20 protein-coding genes are annotated in these 22,120 nt (G+C 71.7%); 7 read left to right on the forward strand and 13 right to left on the reverse strand.

What is annotated here, in order from left to right:
• Nucleotides 1-739: 739 nt before the first annotated feature.
• From GTY67_RS17250 to GTY67_RS17260, 3 genes are all read right to left on the reverse strand, one after another.
• Nucleotides 740-1,291, reverse strand: coding sequence for a flavoprotein (locus tag GTY67_RS17250; RefSeq protein WP_343238694.1), 552 nt, complete (start codon nucleotides 1,289-1,291; stop codon nucleotides 740-742).
• Nucleotides 1,292-1,393: 102 nt separating this feature from the next.
• A complete protein-coding gene (locus GTY67_RS17255) occupies nucleotides 1,394-2,080 on the reverse strand; it encodes a phosphotransferase (RefSeq protein WP_237502639.1) in 687 nt (228 codons plus the stop codon).
• A 267-nt stretch (nucleotides 2,081-2,347) separates the two neighbouring features.
• On the reverse strand, nucleotides 2,348-3,124 hold the full coding sequence (locus tag GTY67_RS17260; protein WP_161279254.1) for an aldo/keto reductase: 777 nt from the start codon (nucleotides 3,122-3,124) through the stop codon (nucleotides 2,348-2,350).
• A gap of 398 nt (nucleotides 3,125-3,522) precedes the next feature.
• Between GTY67_RS17260 and GTY67_RS17265 the strand changes: the two genes are divergently transcribed.
• Nucleotides 3,523-4,257: a DUF6879 family protein gene (locus tag GTY67_RS17265; protein WP_161279255.1), complete on the forward strand. Its 735-nt coding sequence runs from the start codon at nucleotides 3,523-3,525 to the stop codon at nucleotides 4,255-4,257.
• A 27-nt stretch (nucleotides 4,258-4,284) separates the two neighbouring features.
• The gene (locus tag GTY67_RS17270) at nucleotides 4,285-5,127 is read left to right on the forward strand and encodes a helix-turn-helix transcriptional regulator (protein WP_161279256.1); all 843 of its coding nucleotides are present in this window, start codon (nucleotides 4,285-4,287) and stop codon (nucleotides 5,125-5,127) included.
• A gap of 463 nt (nucleotides 5,128-5,590) precedes the next feature.
• On the opposite strand, the gene GTY67_RS17275 is transcribed toward GTY67_RS17270, so the two are convergent.
• Nucleotides 5,591-6,025 (reverse strand): pentapeptide repeat-containing protein, encoded by a 435-nt coding sequence (locus tag GTY67_RS17275; protein ID WP_161279257.1) that lies wholly within the window; start codon nucleotides 6,023-6,025, stop codon nucleotides 5,591-5,593.
• Between the two features lie 279 nt (nucleotides 6,026-6,304).
• Between GTY67_RS17275 and GTY67_RS17280 the strand changes: the two genes are divergently transcribed.
• On the forward strand, nucleotides 6,305-7,357 hold the full coding sequence (locus tag GTY67_RS17280; protein WP_161279258.1) for a hypothetical protein: 1,053 nt from the start codon (nucleotides 6,305-6,307) through the stop codon (nucleotides 7,355-7,357).
• Nucleotides 7,358-7,494: 137 nt separating this feature from the next.
• Here GTY67_RS17280 and GTY67_RS17285 read toward each other — a convergent pair whose 3' ends face one another.
• The 3 genes from GTY67_RS17285 to GTY67_RS17295 form a co-directional block, all read right to left on the reverse strand.
• Nucleotides 7,495-8,946 carry a flotillin family protein gene (locus GTY67_RS17285; RefSeq protein WP_093687687.1) on the reverse strand — a complete coding sequence of 484 codons (1,452 nt, stop codon included), beginning with the start codon at nucleotides 8,944-8,946 and terminating at the stop codon, nucleotides 7,495-7,497.
• 178 nt (nucleotides 8,947-9,124) lie between these two features.
• Nucleotides 9,125-9,634 carry a hypothetical protein gene (locus GTY67_RS17290; protein ID WP_093687689.1) on the reverse strand — a complete coding sequence of 170 codons (510 nt, stop codon included), beginning with the start codon at nucleotides 9,632-9,634 and terminating at the stop codon, nucleotides 9,125-9,127.
• Nucleotides 9,635-9,739: 105 nt separating this feature from the next.
• Nucleotides 9,740-10,240 (reverse strand): peroxiredoxin, encoded by a 501-nt coding sequence (locus GTY67_RS17295; protein ID WP_018514004.1) that lies wholly within the window; start codon nucleotides 10,238-10,240, stop codon nucleotides 9,740-9,742.
• 168 nt (nucleotides 10,241-10,408) lie between these two features.
• Here GTY67_RS17295 and GTY67_RS17300 point away from each other — a divergent pair, with 168 nt between their 5' ends.
• Complete coding sequence (locus tag GTY67_RS17300; protein ID WP_093687691.1) at nucleotides 10,409-11,161, forward strand: alpha/beta fold hydrolase; 753 nt, start codon at nucleotides 10,409-10,411, stop codon at nucleotides 11,159-11,161.
• A 175-nt stretch (nucleotides 11,162-11,336) separates the two neighbouring features.
• Entirely contained in the window at nucleotides 11,337-13,034 is a 1,698-nt protein-coding gene (locus tag GTY67_RS17305) for a SpoIIE family protein phosphatase (protein ID WP_093687731.1), read from the forward strand.
• 11 nt (nucleotides 13,035-13,045) lie between these two features.
• On the opposite strand, the gene GTY67_RS17310 is transcribed toward GTY67_RS17305, so the two are convergent.
• From GTY67_RS17310 to GTY67_RS17320, 3 genes are all read right to left on the reverse strand, one after another.
• Nucleotides 13,046-13,906, reverse strand: a complete 861-nt coding sequence (locus GTY67_RS17310) for a GNAT family N-acetyltransferase (protein WP_093687693.1) — start codon at nucleotides 13,904-13,906, stop codon at nucleotides 13,046-13,048.
• 69 nt (nucleotides 13,907-13,975) lie between these two features.
• Nucleotides 13,976-14,224, reverse strand: a complete 249-nt coding sequence (locus GTY67_RS17315; protein WP_093687695.1) for a hypothetical protein — start codon at nucleotides 14,222-14,224, stop codon at nucleotides 13,976-13,978.
• A gap of 107 nt (nucleotides 14,225-14,331) precedes the next feature.
• Nucleotides 14,332-15,771, reverse strand: a complete 1,440-nt coding sequence (locus GTY67_RS17320; RefSeq protein ID WP_093687733.1) for a hypothetical protein — start codon at nucleotides 15,769-15,771, stop codon at nucleotides 14,332-14,334.
• 228 nt (nucleotides 15,772-15,999) lie between these two features.
• On the opposite strand from GTY67_RS17320, the gene GTY67_RS17325 reads away from it, so the two are divergent.
• Nucleotides 16,000-17,256 (forward strand): molybdopterin-dependent oxidoreductase, encoded by a 1,257-nt coding sequence (locus tag GTY67_RS17325; protein WP_093687697.1) that lies wholly within the window; start codon nucleotides 16,000-16,002, stop codon nucleotides 17,254-17,256.
• A gap of 403 nt (nucleotides 17,257-17,659) precedes the next feature.
• Here GTY67_RS17325 and GTY67_RS35530 read toward each other — a convergent pair whose 3' ends face one another.
• From GTY67_RS35530 to GTY67_RS17340, 3 genes are read right to left on the reverse strand one after another with little or no spacing between them, the layout of a single operon-like run.
• Complete coding sequence (locus GTY67_RS35530) at nucleotides 17,660-18,694, reverse strand: class I SAM-dependent methyltransferase (protein ID WP_342636758.1); 1,035 nt, start codon at nucleotides 18,692-18,694, stop codon at nucleotides 17,660-17,662.
• Entirely contained in the window at nucleotides 18,691-19,503 is an 813-nt protein-coding gene (locus GTY67_RS17335) for a DUF2064 domain-containing protein (protein ID WP_237502640.1), read from the reverse strand. Before GTY67_RS17335 ends, GTY67_RS35530 begins: the two co-directional genes overlap by 4 nt.
• A complete protein-coding gene (locus GTY67_RS17340) occupies nucleotides 19,500-20,282 on the reverse strand; it encodes a glycosyltransferase family 2 protein (RefSeq protein ID WP_343238695.1) in 783 nt (260 codons plus the stop codon). The genes GTY67_RS17335 and GTY67_RS17340 overlap by 4 nt, the downstream gene beginning before the upstream one ends.
• 266 nt (nucleotides 20,283-20,548) lie before the next feature.
• Here GTY67_RS17340 and GTY67_RS17345 point away from each other — a divergent pair, with 266 nt between their 5' ends.
• Complete coding sequence (locus GTY67_RS17345; RefSeq protein ID WP_161279259.1) at nucleotides 20,549-22,066, forward strand: ParB/Srx family N-terminal domain-containing protein; 1,518 nt, start codon at nucleotides 20,549-20,551, stop codon at nucleotides 22,064-22,066.
• Nucleotides 22,067-22,120 lie beyond the last annotated feature (54 nt).

Genomic DNA, 22,120 nt, shown 5'->3' on the forward strand with positions numbered 1-22,120 from the left:
CCATTGTTGAATGTGAACAGGATGTGAGGCTAAGGGATCTCTGGGCACGGGGGAAGTTTTCGAAGGTTCTGAACACACGTGAACACACGGCAGGAGGGGCAGGCACCCGCTAGGCGCCTGCCCCTCCTCGCCCCTCCTGCCGCTGCTCCTGCTGGGCCGGCCCTACTGCGCGTCGGGCGCCCCGGAGGCAAGCTCTCCATCGCTGCTCTCCTCGAAGGAGAGGTCGAGAGCACACTCCACCGGAATCCGATCGACAGGAACCGCACACTCCGAGGGCCCGGCCGCGCTCTGCCCCTCCATCCGGGGCGGCCCCGCCTGACGCTTACCCGTCTCGATGTTCCCGGTCATGCCCTCGACCGGAGCGGGATCGGCCGAGGCGGCGGGCCCGGCGGGCCGGGACCTGTCCGAGGCATCCGACGGGACCGAACAGGCAGCGGCACCGGCCGCAGCGCACAGGACGAACACGGCCGAGGCCGCGACGGTGCGAAGACGCATGAGATCCCCCTACGCGGACGCTCGGACACCCGAGCCACCAGTTGATCCACCGTGCCACAGAGCACGGCGCGGAAGGCGCGGAAAGTGTGAAGAAGCGCAGCCGTGGCGCGGCGCCCGATCGGACCAACGCGGCGTATACGTACGGCTGATGATGGAATAGGCACCACGCTCCGTATTCCTGCACGGCCGACTGTTCCGGCTGAAACTCCACCCGTCGTCGAGAAGGAGGACGCAGGGCGTGGCCCTACCCGAACACCCTGGGCGCGAGCAGCTCCAGAGCTTCCTCCCACCGGAACTGCCCCGCCGCGCCACCGGCCTTGGGCGGGTGAGGTTCGTAGGAACCCACCAGAATCCCCATGTCCCGCAGCCGCCGCAGGCTTTCGGCATAGGCGGGATGGGCGGCCTGGGCGGAGTTGACGTACGGCAGGACGGCCGTGGGGATGCCGAACCCGTACGCCTCGCACAGGATGCCCAGGGCGAGGGTGTCCGAGATCCCGGCCGCCCACTTGTTGACCGTGTTGAAGGTGGCCGGTACGACGGCGATGGCGTCGGGGTCCGGGAGCGGCCGCGGCTCACCGGGAGCCCGCCAGGCCGACCGGATCGGATACCCGGTCTGCGCCTCGACGGCCGGCGCGTCGATGAAGGTCAGCCCTTGCGGGGTGGCGACGACACCGACGTCCCAACCACGCTGCTGGGCGGCCGAGATGAGCTGCCCCACCTCACCGGCGATGCCAGCCGCACAGACGACGACGTACAGGAAGGGCTTCTTGACCTGCTGCCCGGACTGAGCACTCACGCGGGGCTCCCTTGATGACGGCTGGAGGGGTGGGTACGGCGGCTCCGGCAGCGTACGGCGACGTTCGCGGTGCCGCATCGGCAGACCGATAGGAACGGCCGGTCATGACACCCGGCGACCGGCGCCACCGTCAGCCGCCATCCGGCCCCAGACCTCCTCGGCCCGCTGACGCAGCGCGGGAACGAGTTCGGGATGGTCCCCCCGCTCGGCGCTCTGGAGGAGTTCGGTGATGACCACCAGCTCCGCGAAGCGCCCGGCGTCGCTCGCGAGGATGTCGGACAGCTCCGTCCGTACGCGCTCCGCGACCTCTGGCACCGCGAGGCTGTAGGCGTGCAGCAGGGCGGCGTCGTAACCGGCCGGGGCCACGCCCCAGCCTTCCCAGTCCAGGATGGTGAGTTCCGGCCCGCAGAGGTTGCCCCAGTGCAGGTCGCCGTGAGCGGTGGACCACGCGGGCACAGTCGTGGGCACGGGCCTACCGAGGAAGGCGAGGTACGTCGGCATGGCCCGGTCCAGATAGGCCTGGCGTACGGCCATGCGCTCGGCTCGTACGGTGGCGAGGCATCCGAGGGCCGTACGCAGGCCGCTCCACCAGGTCGCCGTCAGGCGGGGCGCCTCGGCGAGTACCGGGCTGGGGGAGAGGGCCCCGTCGGCGACGAACTCGTAGAGCTCCGCCCGGTAGGCGTCCTCCCCGTCCACCCACTCCCGTACGAGATGCAGACGGGGACGCGGTACGTGCCGGGGCACCAGCCGCTCGGCGTCCTCCGGCCCGGTCCACAGCTTGCCGCTCACCTTGCCCACCGGGCTGTGGACGACACGCAGCCACCCGGACCCGTACGGACCGGTGGCGGGCTTACCGAGGGTGCGCCCCCGCCACCCCCACGCTTCCCGCGTGCCAGGGGAAGGAGCGGCCCCAAGCGCGGCGCAGGCCAGGGTATGAGCCGCACGCATGCGGTTGACGACGGCGGGGTCGTCAGGTTCCGAGAACATTGAGGCCCCTTCGAGGGAGAGCCGCCGACAGCAGGGCGCATGCCACACGGTTGTGGGGCACAACGAGCCTCACTCCCATCCGCCGAGCATGACCGCGCGGACGATGTTCGCGAGGTGGGCGGGGCTTCCCGTGCCGGGGATGGGGGCGACGTGGGGTCCCAGGCCGAGGAGCCAGGAGAGCGGGGTGTAGACGTCTCCTTCGTGGGCGGCGCTTCCGGCGGCGAGCGGTCGGTAGGGCACGTACGGGACGCCGTGGTCGCGGCAGAGTTCCTGCACCGGGTCGTAACGGTCGTGAATGTTGAGGACGTTCTGTACGGCCGCGACGGTCAGCTCCTCGTTCCACCGGCGGAAGTCCTCGGCGTTGATCTTCGACAGGCCGATGTGCCCGATCTTCCCCTCCTCCCGGAGAGCTTGGAGCGTGCCGAGCTGGTCTTCGACGGGCACCTCCCAGTCGATGCGGTGCAGATAGCAGAGCTCCAGCCGCTCCACGCCCAGCCGGCGGAGGCTGCCCTCGACGGAGGCGCGGAGGTACGCGGGGTGGCCGAGGGGCATCCAGATGTCGGGCGCGGGCCGCACCAGGCCGACCTTCGTGGCGATCAACACCTCGTCGGGGTAGGGGTGGAGAGCCTCGTGGACCAAGTTTTCGACGGTGTGCGGACCGTAGGCGTCGGCCGTGTCGATGTGGGTGATGCCGTGCTGGTGGACGGCTTGCCGGAGCAGACTGACGGCCTGGGCGCGATCCCCCGGGCCACCCCAGCCGCCGGGCCCGGCCAGCCGCAGGGTGCCGAGACCGAGACGGGACACGGTCTTCCCGGCGATCTCGATGGTTCCGCCCGGGGGGTTCATGCCCTGCTCCCAGGCGTCTGCCCGTGCCGCAGGCCGTGGTGGCGCCCGATTTCCACGTTGGTGTCCGTGACCTTCGACCAGTCCCCGATCCTGGTTGCCTCGGCCCGTTGCTTGGCCAGCGCTTCGCATACGTCGCAGTACCTGAAGGGCTTTGGAGGTGCCGGAGGATCCGCCACGTACACCGGCGGGGCCATCGTCGTCTTCGCATCGTCCATGGGCAGTCACGCTAGAAAGCGGACGGGAGGGATTCGGTGCCATGTTCTCGAATGTTCTCGCACATAGGTGGAATGTTCCTAGTTGTTCTCCTGTGCTGCTGCGAATCTGTACTGCGGGGGAGAGTCTCCGGTCATGCTGCTTATCGGCAGAAGCATGTGGCTCGGGAAAGGGACGTGGGGACGATGGCTCGGAACCTTCGCTTCAACGGAACAGGGTCAGGCGGGGGCGGATGCCCCTCCGTGCACGAGGACTTGGACAGTGGTGAGGTGGTCGTTCACGGCCCACCGCTCACTGACCCCGAGGACATCGCCCAGCTCCAGCATCTGAACGAAGGTGAGGTGCCCATCGTGGTGCCGCGTGATCTGCTGGTGGACTTCGCTCCCAGGAACCGAACCCCTCGCATCGTTGACCTGGAGGCGTTCGGGAAGCTGTTCGCCACCTTCGAGCACACTGCCTGGCGACTGGAGACGCGTCGCAGGTTCGCGTCCGACGAAGCGACCGACACCTATGCCCAGTTCCAGGCAGGACGGCCCGTCGACTGGGATTACGAGGACGACTGGTGCCGGAACGCCCGGGCGCAAACCGCCCTGGGGAAGCGGTTCGAGCGGGTCAGGATCGTCGACAACCCGCCGACGCCTGGGCAGCTCTACCTCCTCGACAATGCGCGTCGCAACTGCGCCGTCGGGGAAGACATCCGGAATCTGTGGCGCACCGATGCCGAGCGGCTGCGGCTTCCCTCCGAAGACTTCTGGATCTTCGATTCGCGGCTTGTCGCTCTCCTGAACTTCGACGCGGACGACCAACTCGTCGACGTGGAGCTGATCACCGAGCCGGCCATCGTGAACCGGTACGCACAAGTGCGCGATGCAGCTTGGCACTTCGCGATCCGCTGCGACGCCTTCGCGGCGAACCTCTGACCCAGCCGAGCAGTTAGCGTGTGACCGGTGAGCACAGACTTTCAAAAGGCGCGGGACGCCCTCGGGGCGCGACTTCGGGAGCTTCGCACGACGGGCCCCGCAGGGCGGCTCACCGGTCCACAGCTGGCCGAACGGCTCGGCTGGCCCCACTCCAAGATCTACAAACTGGAGAACGGCCGGCAGACCGCGACCGCCGCTGACCTCCAGGCTTGGGCGGAAGCCGCGGGCCAGCCCGACGCCACATCCGAACTGCACTCGCGTCTCAATGGACTTGAGTCCCACGTACGGTCCTGGCGGCGGCAGCTCGCTACGGGACACCGGCCGGTGCAGGACGCGATCACCGTGGAGCACGCCCGGACCGCCACCTTGTACATCTGGGAGAACAGCCTCATACCGGGGATGGTGCAGACCCCGGACTACGCTCGCGCGGTCTTCACCCGGCACGCCCAACTGATGCGCTCCCCGAAGGACACCGAGGAGGCTGTACGGGTAAGGGTGCGGCGCCAGGAAGCGCTGTACGACTCCGGTAAACGGCACCGGATCCTTATGTGGGAGGGGGCTCTAAGGGCCCTCGTGTGTTCGCCCGCCGTGCTGGCTGCCCAACTCGACCGGCTCGCGAGCCTGACCGGCCTGGATACCGTGGAACTGGGAATCGTGCCCTTCACCGCTCCACTCAAGATCCACCCCTCTAACGGGTTCTGGATCTACGACGAGCGGCTGGTCATCACTGAGGACTGGCATGCGGAACTCTGGGTTGATGACACGGACAGCATCGCCGTCTACCAGCGCACGTGGAATCTCCTACGGGAATCAGCTGTCTTCGGTACCGAGGCCCAACGAGTCATTACCCAGGTGCAGCGCTGGCTATAGATTTTGCGAGGGGAGAGGATACTTCCACTCGATGAAAGTTTCGGAGCCGATGGCAATCGAGCGCTTTGCCGGATCGATCACAGTTATGAACGGGGCGGCAGTCATCAGGCTCCGCTTCTGATGGTGCCCAGCACCACATCTATGCGGTCCTGCACTGCCCCGTCGTCGGTTAGTTCCCGTGCTGTCTGGCCATCTTCCAGAGTGTGAAACCGGATCTGAACCTCGCCATGTGAGCCATCCTGAATGCGGGCACTGACAGTCATGCCCGACAAGTATGAGACCGCGTCGATCAGTTACTCATAGTTGCGACTTGATGTGGCTGCGCCGATCACCTGGTGCGGAATGGGTCCGCTAGGTCGGGACTCCGTGGCATCGACAGCAGCAGCCTCTGATGTCTGTGATCGGATTGGCGGTTGAGTTAAGCATTCACGCGTGACCTTGGGAGATCGAGTTGGCGTCAGTTCTACTCGCTCCGCACAGCCCCCGGGGGCCAACCGATTACCTCGTCGGCTTGGACGTTGCGTAGGGACGTTCCCTCGAAGCGGGCGCCTGTGATGTCCGTGGGGCCCAGGCGGGGGATGCCTGTGTTGACGCTGCTCAGTCTGGCGCCCGTCAGGTCCGTGTCGCGGAGGTCGGCGTCCCGGAGGTTGCAGCCGGCCAGGACTGCGCCGCGTAGGGAGGCTCCGCGTAGGTCTGCGCCGGTGAAGTCGCAGAACTTGAACCAACAGCCTTCCAGGGTGGCGAAGCGGAGGTCCGCGCCTGCGAACGAGCAGCGCGCGAAGCGCAGTTGGTTCGTGCGCGTTGATGCCAGGTTCTGGTGGGTAAAGTCCTCGCCGCTTACGGCCGCGTAGCGGTGGAGCTCGGAAAGGCGTTGGCGCGCGGTCAGTGGCGTGGTCATGGAGACCAGCGTCTCAGCGGGGTTCGGGGCGGCGTCGAGATTTCGACAATTTGAGGGTTCAACAGACAGGCCCTGCGTGGGTGATCACGTGCCCCTGGAGGGGGACTTGAGGCCGTCTCGCGTTGGTTTGGGCGCCAACGTGCTCTTGCCTGCTGTACGGTGATCGTGTCATCACGCTCTGTGTGTGCGCACCCGCCTGCACATGGGGCGGCCCCCGGTGGTGTTACAGCACCTAGCCGAGGGCCTTCACCCAACTAGTGGAGATAGAGGTCCACCGGGATGCTTTGGCATGCTATCGCGCCTGTTCGGCGCTACACGAAGGCCTCGCACGATGTCGTGCGTCATCCGCGTCTGTGCAGTGACGCGAAGATCTTGTTGTTGTACGTGCAGGGGTTGCCCGATGGGCAGACCCATGTGGCGTTGTCCGAGCATGGCCGGAAGCTGGGTATCAAGGGGCGTGCGTTCCAGCGGGCCAAGGAGCAGTTGGTCGTGAACGGGTTCGTTCATGAGCGGCGGGTGTCCGGTGAGCGGGGGTTGTGGGTCACCCATCAGCTCTTCTCGAATGTGCCGTTGAGTGAGGGTGATGCTCTGGTGGTGTGGCGGGATGCTGGGGAGGGGGTCCGGTCGTCGGCTCCGAGTGCGCAGTTTCCGGCCGTCGGTCAGCCGGGGGGTCGGAGCGTCGGTCATCAACTACCGGTAGACGAAGAACTGGGGGAGAACTCATCCCGCCCGCCCACCGAACCCCCCGGCGACGATGGCGATGTGGGTGAGCTCTCGCCTCAAGAGAGCCAAGCCGAGCGGGTGTTGTTGTCGCTTCGGCACTCCCATCGGCAGCTTCACCTTGGCGTTGCTGAAGTCCGTGAGCTTGTTCCGGTGGCTGTTGAGTGGTTGCGGCGCGGGGTGTCTGCGGGGGACCTTCGGAGCGTGCTCAGCAGTGGTCTGCCGTCTGACGGTGTTCGGTGCGCTGTGAAGTTCCTCAAGCACCGGCTCGTGCAGAAGATGCCCGAAGACCCCCAGGAGCGTCAGAAGCCCTCACCTGGTCGTGAGGAGGCGCCTGCCGTCCTGCCTGCTCCGCCTCCCTACGTCGCTCCCCTGATCACCTGCCAAGGGCCCGGCGCCGAGCATGTCTTCCGGTCTTTCGACGGCGCCACCGAGTGCCCCGACTGCCAGCAGGCCGCCGCCTGGGCCCGGTGGGCCGAACGCCGCGCCGCTGACCTCGGTATCGATCTTGCCGAAGACGCCGCCGCTGCCGTCGAGGCCGGGCGGGACCCCGACGGGTGGCGAGGGCGGCTCGCCGCCGCAGCCCGGGGTGCGGGCGGGGGCGACCAGTAGGGCCCCGGGGCGCAGTTGGCCGATTTCCGTCTCGGGGGGTGGCAGGGCGGACGCGCCTGTGCCCGGCGACGTAACGGATCTACGTCGCCGGGCACAGGGAGCGGAGCTGATGCGGGAAAGCGTCAGTCCGTAAAGCGTCAGTCCGTGATCTCGATCTGGTCCTTCTTCTTGTCCTGGGTGCCCTTCTCCGGTGTGGAGGAGGACGTGTCGGCCGGGCCGCCCGTGCGGTCCTTGAGGTTCTGGAGCAGCGAGGCCACGTCCACGCCCGTCGTGGAGCTGAGCAGCTCCACGCCCTGCGCGACGTTGTCGGTGACCGTGCGGGCCAGCTGGCTGGCGCCGTCCGTCGAGATGACCGTCAGCTTGTCGATCGCGCTCAGCGGCTCGGAGGCCTTCGCTACGACCTCCGGGAGGACCTCGACCAGCATCTGGAGGACGGCCGCGTCGCCGTACTGCGCGAACGCGTCGGCCTTCTTCTGCATGGCCTCGGCCTCGGCCGCACCCTTGGCGGCGATCGACGCGGCCTCGGCCTCACCCTCGATGCGCACCGCGTCGGCCAGTGCCGAACGGTGGAGCTTCTCACCCTGACCGGTCAGGCGCGAGCGCTCCGCGTCCGCCTCGGCCTCCTTGACCTGGGCGATGCGGCGGGCCTCCGCCTCCTGCTCCGCCTGGTAGCGGGCGGCGTCGGCGGGCTTACGGACCTTGGTGTCCAGCTCGCGGTCGGTCAGCGCGGCCTGGCGCTCGGCGACCTTCTCCTGCTCCATGAGGACTTCCTGCTGACGCGCGGCCTCGGCGAGCGGACCGGCGGCGTTGGCCTTGGCGGCCGCCGCTTCGGTCTCGGCCTTGATCTCGGCCTGCTTCAGGTAGTACGTCCGCTCGGCGATGGCGATCTCCTCGGCCGCCTTCAGCCGGGCCTGCTCCGAGGCGCGCTTGGCGATCGCCTCGGCGATGTCCGCTTCCTGCTTGGCGCGGGCGGCCTCCGGACGGCCGAGGTCCTCCAGGTAGGAGCCCTCGGTGGTGATGTCCTGGATCTGGAAGGCGTCCAGGATCAGGCCCTGGCCGGAGAGGCTGGTCTCGGCCTCCTCGGCGACCTGGCCGGCGAACGCGGCCCGGTCGCGGATGATGTCCTCGACCGACATGCGGCCGACGATCGCGCGGAGCGCTCCGGAGAGCACTTCCTGGGTGAAGCCGACGATGCCGTCCTGCTGCTGGAGGAAGCGCTGGGCGGCGGCGCGGATCGCGTCCTCGCCACCCCCGACCTTGACGATCGCGACGCCTTCGAGGTTCGACTTCACGCCGCGCAGGGTGACCGCGCCACGGACGGCGATCGGGATGTGCCGGCTGGAGAGGTCCAGGGTGAACTTCTGCTGGACGAACGGCACGACGAAGACGCCGCCACCGACGACGACCTTCTGGCCGCTGTTGTCGACGCTGGTGAGGCCGGTGACCGGGTCCGTCGACTTCTTGCCGCGGCGGCCCGTGATGATGAAGGCCTCGCTGGGGCCTGCGACCTTGTACCGCGTGATGACGACCAGGCCGAGCAGGACGAGAAGTACGACGATGCCGATGACGGCGAGTGCTACTGGACTCATATGAGGTGTCCCCCCTGCCTCCCGGGTGGGGGACGGCAGATTGTTGTGGTGCCAGGTGCTGGTGGGGTGTGGGTGAGCTGGTGGTGAGTAAGGATGAGTGAGTGTGTGAGTAAGTGAGTGGATGAGGTGGTCGTGGGGCTCAGGTCGCCGGGCTGGGGAGCGGTGCCGGTTCGCGTGGTCAGCGCTCTACCGGGCGGACGGCGACCGACGTGGTCGACAGCTCCGCCTCCACCCAGACCTCGGTGCCCCGGACGACCGGCGCCGGGGACTTGGCCGCGTACTTGACGGGCTGGCCCGCCAGCCGCAGCATCACCTCGCCGTAGCCGTCGGCCGGGATGGCCGTCACGACCGTCCCCGACGTGCCGACGAGGTCGCCGCCGCGCGGCGTGGCAGAGGTCTGGTCCCGCATCAGGGCCTTGCTGAGTTTCCAGGTCAGCCAGCCCGCGACCACACCGGCCGCGACGCCGACGACGGTGGCCACGAACGGCCCGGCACCCGTGGTGCCAAGCACGATCGCTCCGCCGAAACCGAGCATCGAGATGAAGCCGGCGATCACCGGGAGCGAGAGCAGTCCGTCGAAGAGCCCGTCGAGTACGCCGTCGAGCATCCCTTCGAGGACGCCGCCGAAGATGAGGGAAAGGGCCAGCAGGACGATTCCCGCAATGCCGAGACCGAGAAAGAAGGTCACGCGATCACTCCCCTGTTTTTCGACTTCCCCCGGGATATTTCCGTCGAACTGGCTGGATGATCCCATAGGTGGCCGGTTCGTGGCACTGCCGGATCCCGGCAATCTTTACGCCGTTTTAATGCCGGACAACTGATCGGCAAGGGTGGAAAGTGACTGGAAGGTGGCGCCCAGCAGGGCGACGTGCTTCCAGCGTAGGACGCCGTCCGGGCCGATGAGGAAGACCGCCCGCCGTACGCCGATACCGGGGGCGGCGACCCCGTACGCCTTGGCGATCTCCCGGCCCTCGTCGGCCAGCAGCGGCATGCGGAGCCCGTAGGTGCGGGCGAACGACTCGTGGCTGTCCACACCCTGTGGACTGATTCCCCAGACCTCCGCGTCGAGGCCCTCGAAGGTCTCCATGCCCGAGGAGTACGAGCAGAGCTGCTTCGTGCAGACGCTGGTGTTGTCCCCGGGGTAGAAGGCCAGCACCAGGGCCCGGCCCCGGGCGGCGGAGAGGGTGTAGTCGCCGCGTTCGAAGGTGTCCCCGGGCACGGACGGGCCGGACAGGACACCGCCCGGGAGCGTGAAGTCCGGTGCCGGGGTGCCGAGGGGAGGTCCTGCCGCCATGACGACTCCTTCTTATGCGTTCGTGGTACGTACATGGATGGGGGCGTGCCCGTACAGTGAACGGCACTTTCCGCCCGTTGACACGTTCGGCCCAATCCGGAACCGGGTCCGCACCGAATACGGAGGGAGCGGGACCATCGGCGCCCGCACCCGGATCTGGAGGTACGCGTGGCCCAACGACCGCCGTCGGCTGCGGTTCTCGTCCTGCACGGGGGCCATGAGAACGGGACGGAGCCGCCGCCCTGGGGCCCACTCAACCTCCCCGGCGTCCGCATGCGCCCCTTCGTCCGCGCCCTGCGCCGTGCCACCCGCGCACCCCGGGCCGACGGCGACGGTGACGGTACGCAGGTCCTCGTACGGCAGGTGCGGTACGCCCACCGGGGGTGGAACGGGCCCCGCGCCGACGCCCTCCGCGACGCCCTGGCCGCGCTGGACGCCCTCGGCGAGGAGGCCGGGGACGTGCCGGTGGTCCTCCTCGGCCACTCCATGGGCGCCCGGGCCGCCCTGCGCGCCGCCGGGCACCCCCTCGTACGCGGCGTCGTCGGCCTCGCCCCCTGGTGCCCGCCGGGCGACCCGGTGACCCAGCTCGCGGGCCGCGACATCGTCCTCGTCCACAGCAGCCGGGACCGGATCACCAGCCCCCAGGCCACCCAGTCCCTCACCGCCCGGGCCCGCCGCGCCGGCGCCCGTACCTGCATGGTCACCGTCCGGGGCGGCGACCACGCCATGATCCGCCGCGCCCCGGCCTGGCACCGGCTCACCACCGAGCTGGTCACCGGGTTGCTGGGTACCGGCAGTCTGCCGGAGCCCGTCACCGCCGCCCTCGGGCTGCCGCGCACCGCCGAGCCCACGGAGGGCACCCTCGACCTCGACCGGCTGCGCGGCGAGCGGGGACCGGCCGGACTCCTGCCGAGTTCCTGACCCGGGGGCGCCTTGGCCCGGACGTACGCGCGTACAGACACGTACGTACGCGCGTACAGAGGCGCCGCGCTGCGGATGCGGTGCCGGGGGCCGCCGCCCACGATGGAGTTCCGGAGGCCGATCTACGGCGGAGGAGAACCCCTTGCAGGCCGAAGCCGAAGCGTGCGGCGACGGTATGCCGTCGTCCTTCGACCCCTCGACCGTGGCCGCCCTGCTGGACGGCAACCCCGCCGGAGTCGCCGTACTCGACGCGAACCTCCGCTACACCTACGTCAACCCCGCGCTCGAACGGCTCAACGGCCTCCGCGCCGGCGCCCACATCGGCCACACCTTCTCCGAGGTGCTCCCCGAACTCCGCGGCCAGGCCGCCGTCCTGCGCGGCGTCCTGCGTGACGGCGAACCCCGCGAGCAGACCATCACCGGCCGGACCTGGGCCGCGTCCTCCGCCGAGCCCCGCTTCTGGCGCGCCACCTACCACCGGCTGGAGACGGGCGGGTCCGTCTGCGGGCTGATGGTGATCGTCGTCGAGATCAGCGACGTCGCCCGGCAGCGGGCGGAGCTGGAGGAGGCCCGGGGCCATGTGGCGCTGCTCTCCACGGCCGCCGTCCGGATCGGCACCACCCTCGACATGGACACCACCTGCCGGGAGCTGGCCGAGTTCGTGGTGCCCGCCTTCGCCGACGTGGCGGCCGTCGACGTCTTCCCGCCCGAAGTCGGCCACCCCGTACGCCGCCCCGAGCCCGGTGTCCTGCGGCTGCGCCGGGCCGCGCTGCGGGGCGAGGGGCCTCTCGACGAGCAGGTGCAGCGGTTCGGATACCCGGGGCAGTACGTCGACTTCGCGGCGGACTCCGCCGTCACCCGCTGCCTCGCCGAGAACGAGCCGGTCCTCGACGACTGGAAGGACCACCAGCGCGGCCGCTCCGCCTTCACCTCCGACCGGATCGCCGCCTCCCAGGCCCTCGGGCTGCGCCAGGCGCTCGTCGTCCCGCTCAACGCCCGGGGCCACCAGATCGGCTCGCTCAGCCTGGTCCGGGCCGAGAGCTCGCCCGCCTTCACCGACCAGGACATCGTCGTCGCCCGGGAGGTCGCCGGGCGGGCCGCCGTCGACCTCGACCACGCCCGCCGCTACGACCACGAGCACAGCATCGCCCGCGAGCTCCAGGGCTCCCTGCTCTCCGAACCCCGCGGCCCCCACCCGCACGTCGAGATCGCCACCCGCTACCTCCCCGCCGACCGGGGCGTCCTGGTGGGCGGCGACTGGTTCGACGTCGTACCGCTCCAGGACGGCCGCCATCTCAAGGCCATGGGCGACGTGATGGGCCACGGGGTGGAGGCCGCCGTGGCGATGAGCCACTACCGCTCGCTCCTGCGGCTGCTGGCCGGCGACGACCTGCCGCCGCACCAGATCCTGGAGCAGCTGGACGCCATGGTGGAGCGGTCGGGCCTGGACCGGGCGGCGACCTGCCTGCTCGCCGTCGTCGACCGGTTCGGCGGGGTGTGCGAGGTGGCCAGCGCGGGCCATCTGCCGCCGGTGTTCATCGACCCGGGGGCGGCCGGGGCCCGCATCGTCCGGGTGGAGTCCGGGCCGCCGCTGGGCACCGGCTTCGGCGGCTACCGGACCACCGCCGTGCCGTGCGGTTCGGGGACGGTGCTGTTCATGTACACCGACGGCCTGGTGGAGCGCCGGGGCGAGGACATCGACGTGTCCGTGGAGCGGCTGGCCTCGCTGACCCTGCCGCGCACCGGGACGCTGGAGGACCTGCTGGACCGGGTGGTGGACAGGTTCGGCGGGGACGCGGAGGACGACATCGCGGTGCTCGCCTCCCGGATCAGGGAGGGGCCGCCGGTGCTGCGGAGGCCCGATCCGACATGAGAGCTGGTTGTTCAGCCCAGCTCCAGGCTGGTGATGCCGTAGTACCCGCCCCGGTCGATCACCGGCTCCGGGCCCGTGTACATCCGGGCCGTGTCGAACGACGGCGTCAGGCCCAGCACGCCCGCGAGCCGTACGGCCGCCGGGTTGACGTCCGGTACGTCGACCGCCACCGCCCCGTCCGGCACCGTCGCCGCGAGCGCGCTCACCAGGGCCGCCGCCACCGCCGGGGACGCGGCGTAGAGCGGGCCGATCCGGGAGGCCGCCCGGCAGGCGCGTACCGCCCCGAGGCCCTGGAGCTCCCCGTCCCGGACCGCCGCCAGCGCGGTGCGGCCCGGCGCGGTGATCCAGGACGCCAGGAAGCCGTCGCGGGGCGCCGGGAAGAACCGCCGGTCGTACGCGGCGAGGTGCGCGAACGGTACGGTCCGGGCGTCGACCAGCGAGGTGCCGGGCGGCGGTGCGATGTCCGTCGGCGGGGTGCCCTCGTACCGGGCGTTGCTCCAGCAGGTACGGAAGCCGGAGCGGCGGTAGTTGTCCTGCTGTGCGGGCACCCCGTCCAGCCCGACGTTGCGGCCGGAGAGCCGGTCCGTCCCGGCCTGCCAGGTGCGCAGCCCGTACCCCTGGCCGCGCAGGTGGGGGCGGGTCAGATAGAAGCCCAGGAAGCCGTGGTCGGGGCCGTACCGCACGACGGAGACGGAGGTGACCGGTACGCCGTCGAGGCGGCCGATCAGGAAGCCGCCCGGGTCGGTCGGGAAGAAGACCCCGCCGTCGGCGAGGCCCGGGTTCCAGCCCTCCTCGTGGGCCCAGACGCCCAGCGTCACGATGTCCTCGGCGCTGGCCGCGGTGATCTCGAAGTCCTCGACGGGGTTCGGCACGGCACAGTCGTACCCAGGGCGTGGGCGGTTCAGTGATCCGTGGTTACGCCGTTGGAGTGGTCGCCGCCCCTATGCCGTCTCCGCGTTCTCCCGGCGCCGGCCGCGCAGCTGCCGCAGGATCAGCGCGGCCGAGGTGATCAGCGGCAGCATCCCCGCCACCGCGTCGGCCGTGTTCAGCCTGTCGTGCGAGCCCTTGGCCCGGCGCACCTGCTTCGAGGCCCTGAGCACGGCGAGCGCGCTGCTGCCCAGGCTCAGCGCGAGCCCCACCTTGCTGCCGCGCAGGCCCTTGGCGGGCGCGGAGCGGTTCTTCTTCGCCATCGGAGGTACCTCCACGAGGTGCGGGGCGGGGTGTTCCGGACTCGCCCGTTCCACGTAACCGGGTCAGCCCCGCCCCCGCAAACGGACCCGCCCCCGCGACCGGCCGTTCACCATCCCGTCCAGAGCAGGTGGTTGATCAGCAGCGCCGGGACCACCGACGCCACCAGCCAGTACCGGGCCGTCCGGGCGGGCAGCAGGGCGGCGGAGGGCAGCAGCCACAGCAGGAACGGCTGCCAGATGCGCTCGGTCTCCGCCTTGCTCATCCCGGAGAGGTCGGCGGCGAGCAGCGCCACCAGCGCCGCGAGGACGAGCAGCGCCAGCCGTTGAGCGGGGGCGTGCGGTGCCGGCCGCTGGGCCGGGGCGTGCGGTGCCCTGTCGCCCGTGCGTCGTACGCCCCCGGCGCGTGTACGGAGTTCCCGTACGGCCCCGAAGGCGTACGACGCACTCCGGCGCACTCCGGCGACCGCCGCCAGGCCCGCCGCGAGGACGGCGCAGGCGAGGTTGGCCCAGACCCAGTACGCGTACGGGCGCACGCCCCCCGCGCCCTGGTAGTACCGCTCCACCAGCAGGTGGTACGCCGTCCACCAGTTGAACCCGGCCAGCGTGAAGGCGACCGGCACCACCAGCGCGCCCAGAAGGAACGGGACCACCGGGCGGGCCGTCCGCGCGAGCACCAGGACCGCGAGCAGGACCGCCGCCATCAGCCCCAGCCCGTAACTGAGGTAGCAGGTCCACCCGAACAGCAGGCCCCCGCCCACCGCCGCGACCCCCGGGAAGCGGACCCGGCGCGTCGCCGCGAGCGCGAGCAGCGCCACCGACCAGGCGGCGACGGCGGTGAAGTACCCGTCGGCGGAGACGCCCGCCCACACGGCCGCCGGGGCGAGGACCAGGAAGGGCGCCGCCCGCCGGGCCAGGTGCTCACCGGCCAGGACGCGCACGGTGATCAGGGCGGCCAGCACCGCCGAACTGCCCACGACGACACACCAGACGGCCGCCCACGCACCCCCGCCGAGCCCGATCCGGTCCAGCCAGACGAAGGTCAGCGTGGCGCCCGGCGGGTGGCCGGCGACATGGGCGGGCCAGTTGCCGGGCTCGCCGATCACGATGTGGTTGGTGAAGTCGCGCAGGGTGGCGGGGATGTCGTCGAAGCGGTCGATGACCCGCAGGTACTCGTGCTTGGTGGTGAGGCGCCGCTCCACCCCCCGGTACCAGCCGTCGATCAGCGCCATCGAGAAGACCCAGGCGGTGGACCCGGCCCAGGCCGTCGCGAGCAGTCCGCGCCACGGCAGCCGGGCGGCGAGCGGCGGGCCGTACGCGATCACCAGCACGGCCATGGTCAGCGCGGCGGGGGTGCCGGGGCCGAGGTGCGGGTCCCAGGAGGCCAGGAGGGGCGGCCACTGGACCTGGAGGGTGCCGGTCCGGTTCTGGACGTACCGGCCGATCAGGATCGCGGCGGCGACGAGCAGGGCCGCGAGGGCGGCGGCGGTGAGGTCGTGGCGCCGGGCGCGGGCGTCGTCCGGTGGCGGGGGGCTTCCGGCCGCGGCCAGGGCGCCCGTAGGTACGCCGGGCTCGGTCCTCTCGGTGTTCTCAGCGGTGTCCTTGGTGCTGTCCTCGGTGCTGTCCTCGGTCTTCACGCTGGCACGCTATGCACGCCGGGCCGTGATCCGGTGGTACGACAGGGCCCGCGCCCGGGCACTGGGCCGTACGGGCGGCGCCGGGGCGAAGCGGGAGCCGGGGCCGCTCCCGTACGGGCTCCGGCGCCTAGCGTCGGGACCATGCCCCTGCCCGACCTCCGCCGCCTCCGTGGCGTCCGCCCGCGTACGCCCGCCGACCCCGCCTTCTGGCGCAGCCCGGTGCGCGGGGTGCGGTTCACGGCGGTGCTGGGGCTGGTCCTGCTCGTCGGGCTCACCGTGGTGGCCGTGACCGGACTGCTCTCGTACGCCGCCTACAACCCGGACCTGAACGCGGCCAACGACTCCACGCCCGACAAGGGGTGGCTCGGCTTCTACCTGTTCGCCTGGCCGACCGGGCCGCACTGGCTCTACCGGCTGACCCAGGGGGTGCACGTCACCCTCGGGATCGTGCTCGTACCCGTGCTGCTGGCGAAGCTCTGGTCGGTGATCCCGAAGCTGTTCGCGCTGCCGCCCGTACGGTCCGTGGCGCACGCCCTGGAGCGGCTCTCGCTGCTCCTCCTGGTGGGCGGGGCGCTGTTCCAGTTCCTCACCGGGCTGCTCAACATCCAGCTGGACTATCTGTTCCCGGGGTCGTTCTACCGGCTGCACTTCTACGGGGCGTGGGTGTTCCTGGCCGGGTTCGTCGCGCACACCGCCCTCAAACTGCCGCGTGCGGTACGGGTGTTGAGACGCGGGGTACCGTCCGGTCAGGCCGACGAGCTGGCCTCGCCCGATCCGCTGCCGCCGACCATCTCCCGGCGCGGGGCCTTCGCGATGGTCGGGGCCGGGTCGCTGCTCCTGCTGCTCACCTCGGCCGGGCGGAGCTTCGACGGGACGCTGCGCCGGACCGCGCTGCTCACCCCGCGCGGCGGTACGGAACCCGGGCCCGGCGGCTTCCAGATCAACAAGACGGCCGCCGCCGTCCGGATCACCGCGGCGGACCGGGGCGAGGCGTGGCGGCTGCGGGTGCGCGGGCCCGCCGGTGAATTCAGCTTCTCCCGCGAGGAGTTGCTGGCCATGGAGCTGCACACCGCCGCGCTCCCGATCGCCTGTGTGGAGGGCTGGTCCACCTCCGACCAGCTCTGGCGCGGGGTGCGGCTGCGGGATCTGGCGGTGATCGCCGGATATCCGGACCGGCCGCCGGGCGTGTTCGTGGAGTCGATCCAGCGCCGGGGGCCCTTCCGCAAGGCCGCCCTGCGCGACAACCAGGTCCGGGACCATCGGTCGCTGCTCGCGCTGGAGGTCAACGGCGCGCCCCTGACGGCCGATCACGGCCACCCGGCCCGGATCATCGTGCCGGCCGCGCCCGGGGTGCTGAACACCAAGTGGGTCGGGTCGCTGACGTTCGGGGAGCTGTGATGTCCACGAGAGAGCCCACGGGAGCGTCCACGAGAGTGGCACGGCCCCGGCGCGCGCCGTTCTCCGTACGCCGGTGGTACGGCGAGGGGCCGCTGCACCTGCTCCTGCTGGCGGCCACCTTCTGCCTGGCCGGATACGCGGGCGTGCGCCTCCTGGAAGGCGACACCCTCGCCATCCTGCTCTGGTTCGCCGGATCGGCGGTGCTGCACGATCTGGTGCTGCTCCCGGTGTACGCGGGGGCCGACCGGGCCCTGCGCGCGGCGCTGGGGCCGCGCCGGGCTCTGGTCAACTTCGTCCGCGTACCGGTGTTCCTCTCCGCGCTGCTCCTGCTGATCTGGTTCCCGCTGATCACCCGGCGGACGGCACGGCGGTACGAGGCCGCCTCCGGCACCACGCCGGACGTCTACCTCTCCAACTGGCTGCTGATCACCGGCGTGCTGTTCGCGCTCTCCGCGCTCTGGCTGGTGGTCCGTGCGCTCCGCTCCCGTACGGGGTGGCGGGGGCGGCGCAGGGAGACGAAGGCCCGGCCCTCCGCGCTCCACTGATCGGCCGGGCGCCAGCCGCACGCCCCGGCGTACCGCAGCAGCGCCGGGGTGCCGATCCGCGCCCAGGGGAACGGCCGGTCCGCCGGGCCGGGCGCGGGCTTCTCCGCCGGGGTGCGCAGGCCGTCGTCCAGGTGGACCTGGACGCGTTCGTCGATGTCGAGGGGCGAGGTCTCCGCGATCAGGAGCCCGCCGGTGGAGAGGAGATCGGCCGCCCGCTCCAGCAGGGCGGCCGGGTCTCCGCCGATGCCGATGTTGCCGTCGACGAGGAGCAGGGTGCCCCAGCGGCCCTCCCCCGGCAGCGGATCGAAGACGCTGCGGAGCAGGGCGGAGCCGCCGATGCGCCGGGTGCGGGCGACGGCCGCCTCGCTGACGTCGATGCCGAGCGCCCGGTGGCCCAGCGCGGTCAGCTCCGCGACCAGCCGCCCGGGGCCGCAGCCGATGTCCAGCACCGGGCCCTCGCACCGGTGCAGTGCGGAGAGGTCGGCGGCGCCCGCCTCGGAGCACCAGCGCTCCACCTCCAGGGGCAGCAGCCAGCCGTCGCTCCGGCGGAGGAAGAGCGGGCCGCGGCCGTTGCGGAGGGCGTTGGCGTACGGGTCGGTGCCCCAGGGGGCGGTACGGGACTCGGCAGCGCCGTGGGGGTCGGCGGACCGGGTGGCCCCGGGGGTGTCGGCGGGCCGAGCCGTCCCGGGGGCGTCGGGGGACCGGGTGGTTCCGGGGGCGTCGGCGGTCTCCCGGTGCTCCTGCGGGGCTGTGGTCGTGCTCGTCGCGGTGGAGTTCGCCGTGGCCGTGGCCGTGGCGGTGGTCGTGGTCGTGGCGGTGCCTGTGGTCGTAGTCGTGGCGGTGCCTGTGGTCGTGGCCGTACGGGACGACGACGGCGGCAGCATCGTGCTCATCGCACCCCCGCCCCCGCCCCGGTCAGCCGGCCGAGCGCCGCGGCGAACCGGCCGCCCGGCGCGTCGGCCGCCACCCGATGGGCGTCGGACGCGGTGTCCACGTCGAGGAGGACCGGCAGGTCCCGTACCGACAGACCGGCCTCCACCAGCCGGCGCCGCTGCACCGCACCGGTCTCCGGGACGGACATGGGCACCCCCCGGAGCAGGGCGGGATCGGGTTGCGCGAGGCCCAGCGCCCAGAAGCCGCCGTCCTCGGCGGGGCCGAACCAGGCGTCGCAGCCCTCCCAGGCGTCCGGGGCGAGCGCGGGGGCGAGCAGGGCCGGGGTGATCTGCGGGGTGTCCATGCCGACCAGGAGGGCCGGCCCGGTACACCTCCCGAAGGCCGCCGCGAGCCGCTCGTCCAGCCCGCCGCCGCTCTGCGGGACCACCTCGATGCCCGGCGGCACCCAGGGGCCCGGCCGCCCGTCGAGGACCAGGACGCGGCGCCGGGCGGGGAGGGCGAGCACGGTCTCCAGGGTGTCCGCGAGGGCGGCGGCGGCCAGCTCGGCGGCCTCGGCGGGGGAGAAGGGCGGACAGAGCCGGGTCTTGACCCGCCCGGGAACCGGCTCCTTCGCGATGACCAACAGCTCGGTGGGGCCGGTGGGCCCGCACGCGGCGGGCTCGGCGGGTCCGTACGCGGCGGGCTCGGCGGGTCCGTACGCGGCGGGCTCGGTGGGTCCGTACCCGGCCGGGCCGTCAAGGTCGTGCGCGCCAGGGCCGGTGGGCCCATGCGCGGTGGGTTCGTACTCCGTGGGTCCGTACGCGCTCATCGGGCGGCCTCCGTCCGGGTCGGGGCGGTCGGTGCCGGGGCCCGGTCCGCCGGTGGCTCGCGCAGCACGCCGCGCATGTCCCGTACCGCGTGCCAGGTGCCGCGCCAGGTGCCCGTCACCTTCGACCTGCCCGTACGCGGCCGGTACGGGACGTCGGTCTCCGCGACCCGCAGTCCGGCGTCCGAGGCCCGGACCACCATCTGGAGCGGGTAGCCGCTGCGCCGGTCGGTGAGGTCCAGGGCCAGCAGGTCGGCGCGGCGGGCCGCCCGCAGCGGGCCGAGGTCGTGCAGGCGCAGCCCCGTACGGCGGCGGAGCATCCGGGCCAGCGCCAGGTTGCCCGCGCGGGCGTGCGGCGGCCAGGCGCCCCGGCCCTCGGGGCGGCGGCGGCCCAGCAGCAGATCGCACTCGCCGTCCGCGATCCGCCGGACGAACCCGGCCAGCCGGGCGGGGTCCAGCGAGCCGTCGCAGTCGCAGAAGCAGACGAACTCGGCCTCGGCGGCGAGCAGTCCGGCATGGCAGGCGGCGCCGAACCCGCGCCGCTCCTCCGTGACGACGTGCGCGCCGAGGGAGCGGGCGAGCTCGGCCGAACCGTCGGTCGACCCGTTGTCGACGACGATCGCGCGCCAGCTCTCGGGGACCCGGTCGAGTACCCAGGGCAGGGCGGCCGCCTCGTCCAGGCAGGGCAGGACGATGTCGGCCCTCGGGACGGCTCTGCGGGAAGCGGTGGGCGGGACGGTGGCATCGGGAAGGGCGGCAGAGGAATCGGTCACCCGCCTCACCCTACGGAGACAACTCCGGCATTCCGGTCTATAGGTTCTTACGCACCATCAGCGTCGGCCGGATGGCGGTGGGGTACGCCCGCGCCAGGCGCCACGCGCGGCCGGTCCCGCCGTGGCATGACAGCGTCATCGTCCGTTCACGCCACGTCCGTACGGGCGTCGCCGCGCCTTGCGATCGTCACCGCGGAAGAAGCGGAAGAGGCGCGACAAGCCGCAGAACGCGCGTACGGACGCGCGGAACTGACACGTGTACGGAGAGGACGTCCATGAACAGATCGAGTACCGGACTGCCGCAACGCGGGGCCCGGCTGCTGGCCGGGGTGCTGGCCGCGGGCACGGTCGTCGTGGGCGCCTCCACCGGGGCGGTCGCGGCGGGCGCCGGCAGCGCGGGCGGCTCGGGGGCGTGCGCCGGGAGCGGGCCGCTGCCGCGCGCCTGCGCCCAGCCGGGCGATCTGATCGACGTCACCCTGGGCGAACTCCACCCGACGCAGGCCGTACTCGGCTTCGACCAGGTCTTCTACAAGCTGGGCCGGTACGGCAGCGACCGGGACGAGGCGGCGGGCGGCTTCAACAAGCGGTTCGACGACTGGTGCGAGACCAACGGCCAGGGCGAGACGGCCTCCGTGCGCCCCGGCGCGCGGCTGGACGACCCGACGAGCTTCACCTGTACGGTGCCGCTCGGCCAGGAGACCGCGAAGTCGATCGCGCCCATGAAGACGGCCGTGATCGGGCCGGGCGGGAAGCTCTACCTCACCGACGGGCACCACACGCTGACGTCCTTCCTGGAAGGCCCCGACGGCTCCACCCGGCTGCCGATCCGCCTCCGCGTCACCGACAACTTCAGCTCCCTCTCCCCCGCCGCCTTCTGGCAGCGCATGAGCGCCGAGAAGAAGGTCTGGCTGCGCGACGAGAACAACAAGCCCCTGGGCGTCGACCAGCTGCCGGACCGGCTGGGGATCACCGACTTCCGCGACGACCCGTACCGCAGCCTCGTCTACTTCACGCGGGACATCGGTTACGAAGTCCCGGACGGCGCTTCGGAGTTCCTGGAGTTCTCGTGGGGCTCCTGGCTGCGCGGGGAGCACGACGCGGCCGCGTACGACCTGACCTCCCCCGGCCCGTACCTCGACCTGGTCAAGAGCGCCTCGAAATCGATGGCCGCGCTCGCCCCGGACGCGGTCGTCGACGACGGGAAGACCGCCGCCCAGCTGGGGCGGATCGCGGAGTGGAACGGCGGCAAGAAGGAGACCGGCGGGGAGTTCGCCAAGCTGGGCAAGCCGCTGACGGACGCCAAGCCGGGCAAGCTCGCCGAGGCCCTCGACTACAAGTCCCGGGTACGGCACGCGCCCGCGTGCACCACGAAGATCACCGGCGTACGCAACGGCCCGCTGACCGTCACGGACGGCGTCACCTGCGCCGAGCGCGCCGCCCTGCGCGGCCCGGTCACCGTGCGCGCCGGAGCCGCCCTCGTGCTGACCGGCTCCACGCTGGAGGGCCCGGTCCAGTCCGACCGCGCCGCCGCGATCCACGTGTGCGGTTCGACCGTCACCGGGCCGCTGGCCATCAGCCGGACGACCGGACCCGTCCGGCTGGGCGGCCCGGGCTGCACCGCCAACTCGGTGACCGGGGCCGTCGTCCTGACCGGCAACACCGGGGGCGTCCTGCTCGCCGCCAACAAGGTCACCGGTCCCGTGGCGTGCTCCGGCAACCTGCCGGCCCCGGACAACACGGGCCGCCCCAACGAGGTCCACGGCCCGCGCACGGGGGAGTGCGCCGGGGTGTGAGCCCGCGCGGATCACTCCCGCACGCCGGGGTGTGAGCCGGAGCTTACGGAGTCC

This window comes from Streptomyces sp. SID8374 (assembly GCF_009865135.1).
Classification (GTDB): domain Bacteria; phylum Actinomycetota; class Actinomycetes; order Streptomycetales; family Streptomycetaceae; genus Streptomyces.